Genomic DNA, 10112 nt, shown 5'->3' with positions numbered 1-10112 from the left:
TGCATGGATACTTTCTCAGTCCAGGGCATAGTGAGTCTCCTCTGCTATGCCGTTTATAACTGTTACCCATGTGCCCGGTCTAAAGTGTTACCCATGTGGCCGGTTTGTACCTAAATGGCGACCCTACAAAATCACGCTGAACCCGTAGGGTCGCCATTTATGGTGACCTGTTCATTTACATTTACATGACACGCTTGCTTACATCGCGAATCACTCGCTGACAATTCCCGTCCCAGTCCGCCTTTCTGACATGCTATATACAAATAGTTAACATATTAGTAACCGGTGAAATTATTCGCGCGGTAACTTTTACAATAAATCCGGCCAACGATCCGGAAGCTAATCAGACAGGATACCCACATGTTCAACTGGACTGCGACCCAGCGTAACGTGGCTTTTGCCAGTTTCGCGAGTTGGACGCTGGATGCGTTCGACTTCTTTATCTTAGTGTTTGTTCTCAGCGATCTTGCCCAGTATTTCCACACCAGCGTCTCCGATGTTTCCCTCGCCATCATGCTTACGCTGGCGGTGCGCCCAATCGGCGCATTGCTGTTTGGGCGTCTGGCGGAGAAGTATGGCCGACGGCCGATCCTGATGCTCAATATCGTGATGTTCTCGGCGTTTGAGTTGCTTTCGGCGTGGTCGCCAACCTTTACCGCATTTCTGGCTTTCCGTCTGATTTATGGCGTGGCGATGGGCGGGATTTGGGGCGTGGCCTCGTCACTGGCGCTGGAAACCATTCCCGATCGTTCACGTGGTTTGATGTCCGGCATTTTCCAGGCCGGTTATCCGTGCGGCTATTTACTCGCATCGGTGATCTTCGGCTTATTCTTCGAAACCGTCGGCTGGCGCGGCATGTTCCTGATTGGCGCGCTACCGATTTTGCTGCTGCCGTTCATCTACTTCAAAGTGCCCGAATCGCCGGTATGGCTGGCACAGCGCGAGCGCAAAGAGAGCAACGCCTTGCTGCCAATTATTCGCCAGCACTGGAAAATCTGCGTGTACATGGTGCTGCTGATGGCCTGCTTCAACTTCTTCAGCCACGGAACTCAGGATCTCTATCCAACCTTCCTGAAAGTGCAGCATCAGTTTGATCCGCACACCGTCAGCATTATTGCTATCAGCTACAACATCGCGGCGATGTTGGGCGGTATCACCTTTGGTGCGCTGTCGGAGCGCATTGGTCGCAAGAAAGCCATCATGCTGGCGTCATTTTTGGCGCTGCCGGTGCTGCCGCTGTGGGCGTTCTCCAGCGGTTCGTGGATGATTGGTGTCGGCGCGTTTCTGATGCAGTTTATGGTGCAGGGCGCGTGGGGCGTGGTGCCAACCTATCTCACCGAATTGGTGCCCGCCAATGCGCGCGCAGTGCTGCCGGGCTTTGTCTATCAATTGGGGAATTTGATCGCCTCGGTCAACGCCACGTTGCAATCACGCATTGCGGAAGCGCATGGCGGCAACTACGGTTTGGGGATGGCGATTGTTGCCGGTACGGTGGCGGTGCTGATTTGTGTGTTTGTCGCGTTTGGTCGGGAGACGCGCGGCATCGAGATTTCCGGTGCTGCCGCGCGTGAGTCGCGTTAAAGCGCCTCGCAGACGTCAATCCATTTTGCCGCAGTGAGATCAGCCATGCGCTGCGGCGAAATGCGTACCGCACTGTGAATCGAACCGGCGGCAGGCAGCACTTCATCGAAGCTGCGTAACGTCACATCGCAATAAACGGTCAGCGGATTTTCCAGCCCAAATGGACAAACGCCGCCGACCGGATGCCCGGTCCAGTTCACCACTTCATCTACGCTCAACATGCGCGCTTTGGCGCCGAGCGCCGCTTTCAGTTTGCGGTTGTCGAGGCGCGCATCGCCGCGCGTGACAATCAGCACGATGGAATCTTTCACTTTCAGCGACAAGGTTTTGGCGATCTGCCCTGGCGTAACGCCATGTACGCGGGCGGCCAATTCAACGGTGGCGGTGCTTTCCGGCATCTCGATAATATCGATATCCGGTGCGTGTTCGGCAAAGAAGTGCCGTACCGACTCCAGGCTCATTTTTTTCTCCGGTAAAAACAGAGCCTAAAAACTGCCACAAGCCTGGAAAACTGTAAACGGGATAAAAGGAGAATCTGTAACAGAATGCGCGTGGATTAAACCGCTTTTAACGTGCAGTTACCGCAGCGTTCAACGTCAGGAATGCGGTAGCGCTGGCAGCAACTACGACGCTCCATTGCACCGTTGCGCGGAATCATGGTGCGATACAGCGGGTTATCGCTGCCATCGAGCAACGATTGGCTGAAAAACAGCGCCTGCTCAAGCTGCAACACCGTTTGTTCCGGCAGGTGGTTTTTCAACTCGCCGAGGAACCAGTGAAACGAAAAGCCCATGTTATTCCAGATCAACTTGGCGTTGATGTCGCCATGCTGCGTCATACCGTTCACGGCGGGGATCAGGCATTGCTGAATCAGGCGATCAATACGCTGCTGTGCACCGAGGTAGCGCGCATCTTCATCTTCCTGCACGTCCAGCCAGAAGGCGCACGGATGTCCATTTTCATGAAATTCAACGTGAATCAGATGCGGCGAGCAATTCAGCGCGCGAGGTTCCTGCAACAGCGCCAGCATCAGCGGTGGTAGCAGCAGGCCAAAATACCATTGCGCCCACAGCGATTGCAGCGGCTTGGCTTCGTGCTCAGCATCAGGATGATTGCGGTAGAGGTAATCGCTATAACGCTGGGTTAAGCGACGATAGTGCTGCGGTTGTGACCACTCAGCCAACGTTAAGGTGCCGGCGGGTGCCGGTTGGCCCAGCTTGAGGTTGTCCAGCATGTAACCGTATTGCTCGCGCATCAGATCTTCCAGCGCGCTCGCAAAATTGCGGTCGCTCTGCATAAAGATTAGCGGATGGTCGCTGAAGCGATGATCCTGACGCGTGATAATGGCCATGCCGGTCCAGAGTGATAACGGGAATCGAGAGACAAATGATAATCGTTTCCAGCTATTTGAACAATAGTGCGTCACTCTGCTGGTCACCATAAATGGCGACCCTACGAAACCCGATGTGTCAGCTAATTGGTCACCTGGGTTAATTTCGGCAAATCTTCCCACGCGAGGATGGTGTTACGTCCCTGATTTTTCGCCACATACAAGGCGCGATCGGCGTTGGAAACGGCCTGATCAAAATCCTCATCAAAAATCGGCGCAATACCGGCGCTGATGGTGACATGCGTTGAGACTTTTTCATTGAAGCGGTGCGGGATTTCCAAATCCACCACGTATTGGCGAATGCGCTCAGCCAATTTCATCGCAATGGAGGCGTTAACGTTGGTCATCAACACTAAAAACTCTTCGCCACCGTAACGCGTCACCACATCGCGCGAACGCACTGCATCACGAATCGCCACCGATACACGCGCCAACGCTTGATCGCCCATCGCGTGACCATAATTGTCGTTGTAGGCTTTGAAATGGTCGATATCCAGCAGCAGCACAAAGTGGCTGCCAGCGTGGTTTTCCATAATGGTATCGAGTCGATTCTTCAGCCCGCGGCGATTGTATAAGCCGGTCAGCGGATCGAGCATGCTTAAGTCGCTGAAGCTCTCTTTCTCCTCGTACAACTGGCTGACCAGTCGGCGCGTGAAAGTGTCAAAACGGCGACGCATTAAGTGGTGTAATGAAAAACCGATCAGCGGCAGCGTGATGGTAAATAAGATCATCATTAAATGCTGACCATCATCCAATAACAGCACGGTAAATACCGGTGGCGTGATGTGTAAGCAAAACGCGATTAAATAATCACTTAAGGCAATTGCACTGATAAAAAATACGCTCAGCAAACTGATTATTAAAAAGCTGCCGTCAAAATAATAAACCAGATGATACCTGTGGTTTATATGCCATGCCCACAGCGCACCTAATATAAATGCCACAGGATTTAATAGCGGTAATTTTTGTTTTGACGCCATTAAGCAAATAATCAACATAGTGCTGCTGAAGCCCGCCACCAGCGCCACCGGCAGCGATCGCACTGGGTTGTCGCTGCCTAATAAAGGCAGCAGACAGAAAAGCGAAACGGCGACATTTAGAAACAGAAAAAGCATCAGCGACAGCCGATATTTACTGTGTTTCAACTCATCATAAGATTGTAATTTCATTATTATTCTCGTGACAGCCCTGATATATCAAAGCGCTACCCAAGGGTAATAGCTTTCCTACCCGGATAGTGAGCACGTTATTGTTGTGTTTTCGATATGGTTATCGGCGGCAATTTAGCATTTTCCAGTAATTCTGTCATCTGGCATGGCTTGCGAGAAAAAATTCGCTGCAAGATGAGAAATATTGTCATATGATAATGCGAATATTTATCATCTTTGGGGTGCGCAATGATCATGGCGATGATGGCCGCCTGCGGTTTGTGGGGCGTGAGCTGGATAATGGGGAAACGTCTGGATAGCGGTTGGGGCGTTTTACTGCCCTGCGCGGCAATGCCGGTTTTCGCCTTATGGGAACCGAGCTTCAGCCAGTGGCGCGTGGTGATGATCGTGGCGTTGCTGCTCACCGTAGTGATGCTATTTCACCATCGGCTGCGTCACTATTTGTTGTTGCCATCTTGTCTGGCGCTGGCCGGCGGCTTAGCCGCGGTATCGGTCAATTTCCACGTTATCTAAACTTTCTCAAAACGCAGAAACGAAAAAAACACGCTAAGTGCGTGAATTTCGCTGGGATCTTTTGGGTATTTACTGCTGGGAGTTGACAACTGTTGGTGCGAAGGGAGGGACTTGAACCCTCACGTCCGTAAGAACACTAACACCTGAAGCTAGCGCGTCTACCAATTCCGCCACCATCGCATCTTAGTTGTCTTGTTTATATCGTCGCATTGGTGCGAAGGGAGGGACTTGAACCCTCACGTCCGTAAGAACACTAACACCTGAAGCTAGCGCGTCTACCAATTCCGCCACCATCGCTCAGTGCGCGGTATAAACTGTGTGATTTTAGTTTGGTGCGAAGGGAGGGACTTGAACCCTCACGTCCGTAAGAACACTAACACCTGAAGCTAGCGCGTCTACCAATTCCGCCACCATCGCAAACTAACAACACTCTAAAGTATTGCTAACCACGGAGGCGCATTTTAGAGATTTTACTCATTGCGTCAACACATATTTCGCGGCGGTAAAACAATCGCTGTAAAAAGCAACGTTTTCACCGCCACGCTTGGAAAATCGCGGATTAGCGCGCTTTTGACCCACGTCCGTACACGGCGCGATAGACTTTAAAGCGTCCGGTTTGCGCCAGCACTTCGTGATTACCGAAGGTTTCATCCAGAATCTGCGCATACGGCAAGAAGGCGTTGGCAACGATACGCAATTCACCGCCGCTGTTCAGGTGCTTCAACGCGCCGCGAATCAAGGTGCCTGCCGCTTCAAGGCTGGTTTGCAGGCCATCGTGGAACGGCGGGTTGGAGATGATCATGTCGAAGCGGCCGGTGACGTCGGAGAACACGTTGCTGGCAAACACCTCGCCTTCCAGATCGTTAGCGGCCAGCGTCGCTTTACTGGCTTCGATCGCCGCGGCATGCACATCGCACAGCCACAAACGCACGCGTGGAGAGGTCTGCGCCAGCACCGTGGCCAATACGCCGCTGCCACAGCCGATATCCAGCACTTTGCCACGGAAATGCGGCGTCAGCGTGGAGAGCAACAGATCGCTGCCGATATCCAGGCCATCGCGGCTGAACACGCCCGGCAAGGTATGAATGGTGAGATCGTCGAGCTGATAGGTGTTGCCGTAGCTGCTGGCGTCAAAGCTGGGTTGCTTATCGAGACGACCGTGATACAGGCCGCAACGGCGTGCGCTGTCGACTTTCTCCAAAGTTGCCCACGCTTCCAGCATGCCTTCCGCACTGCGCACGCCGCTGCGGTTTTCACCGACCACGAAGATATCGCAGCCAACCGGCAGCAGCGACAGCAGGTTTTGCAGCTGGAATTGTGCTTCAGGTTTGTTCTTCGACCAGTAATACACCAGCGTATCGCAGCCTTCGACATCCGCTGCGGTAGCGACCATGCTGTAAACCGCACGTTCACCAAGGCGATGGCTCAGGTTCTGCCAGTGATGATATTGCTGGGTATGCACGCGGCTCGACGCGGTTTCTAGCTGGGCGGGCAGGTCATCCTGCAAATCGCCAGCAAACAACACGTGGCGGGCGGTAAATTCATCACTGTGGCGCAGAATCACTTCGCTGGCCGGGGTAAAAGCAGACATGGAACACTCCTGTTAAATCAGAGCGCCGATTATAGTGCTTTGTTGGCGCATGTTCGATGGGTTTGCTAGCATAGCGACGCATTCTGGCAGCATAACGGGTAATAGCATGAGCACAAGGCGCGACTGGCTTCTACAGCAAATGGGGATTACGCAGTATCAGCTGCGGCGTCCGCGCGTGCTGCAAGGGGAAATTGCCGTCACGCTGTTGCCTGATACACGCCTGGTTTTGGTGGCCGAACACGCCCCAACGTTGCAAGAACCGCTGATTCGCGACGTGCTGCACGCCCTCAATATTCAACCCGCACAGGTGATGGCGCTGACGCCGGAACAGCTGCAAATGCTGCCGGAGCAAGTCGATTGCGCTGGCTGGCTGCTGGGCGTCGCAAGCGAACATCCTTTTAACGGCATTCGATTTGATACTGCCGTTTTCAATGAATTGATCAGCAGCGGCGCGGCGAAACGCGCGCTGTGGCAACAGATGTGTAACCATGACAACACTCTCTTTAATCACCCCTGAAGACCTGCCGCAACTGCTGGCGATTGAACGCCGCGCGCATGCGTTTCCTTGGAGCGAGCAAACTTTTGCCAGCAATCAGGGCGAACGATTTGTTAATTATCGCCTTACAGTCGACGGTAAACTGGCCGGATTCACCATCACCCAAGTGGTGCTGGATGAAGCTTCGCTGTTCAACATTGCGATCGACCCGGATTTTCAGCGCCGTGGCTACGCACGTCAGCTATTGCAGCATTTAATTGCTGAGCTGGAGCAGCGCGAGGTGCTGACGTTATGGCTGGAAGTGCGCGCTTCGAATACACCGGCGATTGCGTTGTATGAGCAGTTGGATTTCCATCAGGTGAGCGTGCGCCCCAACTATTATCCCACCGCCAGCGGGCGCGAAGATGCCATCATTATGGCGCTAACTTTGTAAGTCATTTGAAAGGAGCACCATGCTAAACGACTGGGACTGCATCCTGTTTGATGCAGACGACACACTTTTCCATTTCGATGCCTACGCCGGTTTGCAGCGCATGTTTGCGCGTTACGACGTGCAGTTTACCGCGCAGGATTACAGCGATTATCAAGCCATCAACAAGCCATTGTGGGTGGATTACCAAAACGGCACCATTTCTGCGCTGCAACTGCAAACGCGCCGTTTCACGCTGTGGGGCGAGAAACTCAGCGTGGCGCCAGAAGTATTGAACAGTGATTTCCTCAGTGCGATGGCGGAAATCTGCTTGCCGTTGGACGGTGCCGCACATTTGCTGGCAACGCTGAAAGGCAAAGTGAAGATTGCCATCATCACCAACGGTTTCACCGCGTTGCAACAGGCGCGTCTGGAGCGCACCGGCTTCCGCGATATGTTCGATGCGCTGGTGATTTCCGAACAAGTTGGCGTGCCAAAACCGGACGTGGCGATTTTCGATCATACGCTGGCATTATTGGGTAATCCGGATCGCAGCCGCGTGCTGATGGTCGGCGATACGCCAGAATCGGATATTCTCGGCGGCATGAATGCAGGCGTGAAAACCTGCTGGATCGATCACGGTACACGTCCGCTGCCAGACCACATCACACCAACCTGGCAGGTAAAAACGCTGGCAGAGCTGGAAGCGTTGCTGACTGAAAGCTAAAAGTATCTATTCACCGTTGTTGCGATAACCAAGTCAAGAAGCCCGCTATGCGGGCTTTTTTCATGCTAGTATCTATTCATAAATCTATTCACGAATCTATTCATCGACAAGGTGAAACGCATGGCTGATGTGCAAAGTTTGCTGCTGGAAGGCCCGCTCAGCGCGGCGGATCTGCTGCGTCGCCTGAATATCAGTCAGGCCACTTTGTCACGTCAGTTGCGCCAACAGCCACAAATTGTGAAATGGGGCAAAGCGCGCGCCACGCGTTACGCCTTATCACGCCCGATTCGTGGTGAAAGCCGTTTTCCACTCTTCCGCATTAGTGAAACAGGCCAGGCGATGCCCGCCGGATGGCTGCTGCCAACCTGGCCGCAAGGCAGCTGTTTACATCTTAATGCCCAGCAGCAAGGCCGTTTTTACGATGGCTTGCCGTGGTTTTTGCATGATATGCGGCCGCAAGGTTTTCTTGGTCGTCAATGGGGCCGGGAAAACGCGCAGTTGCTAGAGTTGAATGATGACATCCGTTTGTGGAGTGACGATCAATGCTTGATGGCGCTTGCTAATGGCGGCATTGATATGCCAGGCGCCTATATGATTGGTGACAAAACCTATCAGCGCTGGTTGCAGCAACCTGCGCCACAATCCATCCGTGAAGATCAAAAAGCGCATCGCTATCAGCAACTGGCGCAGCAAGCGTTAAGTGGCGATGAACCAGGATCCTCGGCGGGTGGTGAACAACCTAAATTTCTCTGTTATGCCGCAACTACGCAAGGCGATCGCCACTGTTTAGTGAAGTTTACCGTTGCACGTCAAAGTGATAATGCCGAGCGCTGGCGCGATCTGCTGCGCGCTGAACATGTTGCTTTACAGCATTTAAATGACGCCGGATTGCCCGCCGCGCTCAGCCAGATCATTGCTAATGAAGGGCAGCTATTTCTTGAAGTGCAACGCTTTGATCGCCACGCTGAACGCGGCCGACGCTGCATGAATTCGCTGGAAGCGGTGAGTGCAGAATTTATCGGCCATCAACAGCATTGGCCCGCTGCGTTGCAGGAGTTGCAGCGACAACAGCGAATCACAGCGGAGACGCAAAAGCGCGGCACTTTGCAGTGGGCGTTTGGTCGCTTGATTGCCAACAGCGATATGCATGCCGGGAATCTGTCATTTTTCACTGAAGATGAACGTTTCAGTCTGACGCCAGCGTACGACATGTTGCCAATGGCGCTGGCACCCAATTCGCAGGGACATATGCGCGATGAGGTGAAACTGACGTTGGAGTTTTCGTTACCGGGCGAGGTGTGGCGTGCTGCCAGCGCGATGGCCAAACGCTACTGGCAGGCGATTTCAATAGATGCGGCATTTAGTGCCGATTTTCGCCGTATCGCTGAACAGGCATTACAGCAGCTAGCAGCGCTGGATATCACGCTAGAGAAAATGGCTTAACCGCCTTTCTCCGATTCAGAGGTCGCTGCCGCTTCTTCTTCTTTCTCTTTATCCTCTTTCACCGTGCGGCTCGCCGTCAGCAGGAATGGCGATTGCTGCCAGCGGGTGCGGCGGTCGCGCAGCAGGGTACGCGTTAAAATGATGCCGATTGCCAGTGCCAGTAACATCATCAAACGCAGGATATTGGTGGTGTTATCCACCTGACGCGATTCGGTCACCAGCACATGGGTATCCAGCGTCACGCGCAGAAAACCTTGCGGGCCGTCTTTGCCTTCCAGCGGCTGTACGATTTGGTGGTTAAAGTAGCTGCCCGCGCGTTTGCCATCCAATCCCAAACGATCGCGCACATTAATACTTTCACCGCTGTGCGCCACTAAACTGCCATCATCGGCGTAAACTGACGCATCCAGAATGCGGCTGTTATCCGTCATTTGATTGAGGATGGCGGAAATTTGCGTGCGATTATCGTCGCTGTTATCCATCAAAGGTTTCAGGCTGAACGCCACCTGTTTGGTCAGCGTGTGCGCCAGTTCTTCCACTTGTTCGGAACGCGCCATTTGATGGCCGAGGCTAAACCAGGATGCGCCCTGCATCAGGACCACTAACAGTGCCAGCGAGATAAGAACAATCACCGTGCGATGCAGGCGAAATTTCAGTGCGGTTTTGACCATCAGAAACCCGTGTGATGTAACAGCAGAAAGGCTGGCAATTATGTTGCCAGAACCCGCGCAGACAAGGTAGCCTCTTGCGTGGTTTTGTTGTCCCTACAGGAGCTGTAATGCCAAATCGTCTT

General features: G+C 53.3%; 11 protein-coding genes and 3 tRNA genes. 6 read left to right on the top strand and 8 right to left on the bottom strand.

Annotated features, from left to right (window positions below):
* Positions 1 to 360 precede the first annotated feature (360 nt).
* Entirely contained in the window at positions 361 to 1581 is a 1221-nt protein-coding gene (locus tag ABDW13_RS22640; RefSeq protein WP_343554763.1) for an MFS transporter, read from the top strand.
* On the opposite strand, the gene ABDW13_RS22635 is transcribed toward ABDW13_RS22640, so the two are convergent.
* The 3 genes from ABDW13_RS22635 to ABDW13_RS22625 form a co-directional block, all read right to left on the bottom strand.
* Complete coding sequence (locus tag ABDW13_RS22635) at positions 1578 to 2042, bottom strand: YbaK/EbsC family protein (RefSeq protein WP_343554762.1); 465 nt, start codon at positions 2040 to 2042, stop codon at positions 1578 to 1580. The two genes, ABDW13_RS22640 and ABDW13_RS22635, sit on opposite strands and share 4 nt — an antisense overlap.
* Positions 2043 to 2137: 95 nt before the next feature.
* Positions 2138 to 2932, bottom strand: a complete 795-nt coding sequence (gene fhuF, locus ABDW13_RS22630; RefSeq protein WP_343554761.1) for a siderophore-iron reductase FhuF — start codon at positions 2930 to 2932, stop codon at positions 2138 to 2140.
* Between the two features lie 122 nt (positions 2933 to 3054).
* A complete protein-coding gene (locus tag ABDW13_RS22625) occupies positions 3055 to 4140 on the bottom strand; it encodes a diguanylate cyclase (protein ID WP_343554760.1) in 1086 nt (361 codons plus the stop codon).
* Positions 4141 to 4368: 228 nt separating this feature from the next.
* On the opposite strand from ABDW13_RS22625, the gene ABDW13_RS22620 reads away from it, so the two are divergent.
* Positions 4369 to 4653 carry a DUF1435 domain-containing protein gene (locus ABDW13_RS22620; RefSeq protein ID WP_007886848.1) on the top strand — a complete coding sequence of 95 codons (285 nt, stop codon included), beginning with the start codon at positions 4369 to 4371 and terminating at the stop codon, positions 4651 to 4653.
* Between the two features lie 93 nt (positions 4654 to 4746).
* Here ABDW13_RS22620 and ABDW13_RS22615 read toward each other — a convergent pair.
* The 4 genes from ABDW13_RS22615 to rsmC all read right to left on the bottom strand — a co-directional run bounded on the left by ABDW13_RS22615 (position 4747) and on the right by rsmC (position 6244).
* Positions 4747 to 4833 (bottom strand) — tRNA-Leu (locus tag ABDW13_RS22615).
* 30 nt (positions 4834 to 4863) lie between these two features.
* A tRNA-Leu gene (locus ABDW13_RS22610) sits at positions 4864 to 4950 on the bottom strand.
* A 33-nt stretch (positions 4951 to 4983) separates the two neighbouring features.
* Positions 4984 to 5070 (bottom strand) — tRNA-Leu (locus ABDW13_RS22605).
* Between the two features lie 142 nt (positions 5071 to 5212).
* On the bottom strand, positions 5213 to 6244 hold the full coding sequence (gene rsmC, locus ABDW13_RS22600; protein WP_343554759.1) for a 16S rRNA (guanine(1207)-N(2))-methyltransferase RsmC: 1032 nt from the start codon (positions 6242 to 6244) through the stop codon (positions 5213 to 5215).
* Positions 6245 to 6350: 106 nt separating this feature from the next.
* Here rsmC and ABDW13_RS22595 point away from each other — a divergent pair, with 106 nt between their 5' ends.
* The 4 genes from ABDW13_RS22595 (at position 6351) to yjjJ (ending at position 9319) form a co-directional block, all read left to right on the top strand.
* Complete coding sequence (locus tag ABDW13_RS22595) at positions 6351 to 6761, top strand: DNA polymerase III subunit psi (protein ID WP_343554758.1); 411 nt, start codon at positions 6351 to 6353, stop codon at positions 6759 to 6761.
* The gene (gene rimI, locus ABDW13_RS22590) at positions 6733 to 7173 is read left to right on the top strand and encodes a ribosomal protein S18-alanine N-acetyltransferase (RefSeq protein WP_343554757.1); all 441 of its coding nucleotides are present in this window, start codon (positions 6733 to 6735) and stop codon (positions 7171 to 7173) included. Before ABDW13_RS22595 ends, rimI begins: the two co-directional genes overlap by 29 nt.
* Before the next feature lie 19 nt (positions 7174 to 7192).
* Positions 7193 to 7876: a pyrimidine 5'-nucleotidase gene (gene yjjG / locus ABDW13_RS22585; protein WP_343554756.1), complete on the top strand. Its 684-nt coding sequence runs from the start codon at positions 7193 to 7195 to the stop codon at positions 7874 to 7876.
* Between the two features lie 120 nt (positions 7877 to 7996).
* Positions 7997 to 9319 (top strand): type II toxin-antitoxin system HipA family toxin YjjJ, encoded by a 1323-nt coding sequence (gene yjjJ / locus ABDW13_RS22580; protein WP_343554755.1) that lies wholly within the window; start codon positions 7997 to 7999, stop codon positions 9317 to 9319.
* Here yjjJ and ABDW13_RS22575 read toward each other — a convergent pair.
* Positions 9316 to 9990 carry a YtjB family periplasmic protein gene (locus ABDW13_RS22575; RefSeq protein ID WP_343554754.1) on the bottom strand — a complete coding sequence of 225 codons (675 nt, stop codon included), beginning with the start codon at positions 9988 to 9990 and terminating at the stop codon, positions 9316 to 9318. The genes yjjJ and ABDW13_RS22575 overlap by 4 nt on opposite strands.
* Between the last annotated feature and the right edge of the window lie 122 nt (positions 9991 to 10112).

Origin of the sequence: Pantoea sp. (assembly GCF_039594315.1) — a bacterium.
GTDB lineage: Bacteria > Pseudomonadota > Gammaproteobacteria > Enterobacterales > Enterobacteriaceae > Pantoea.
Note: the sequence above shows the minus strand (reverse complement) of the source record. Positions and strands in the feature narration are given on the sequence as shown.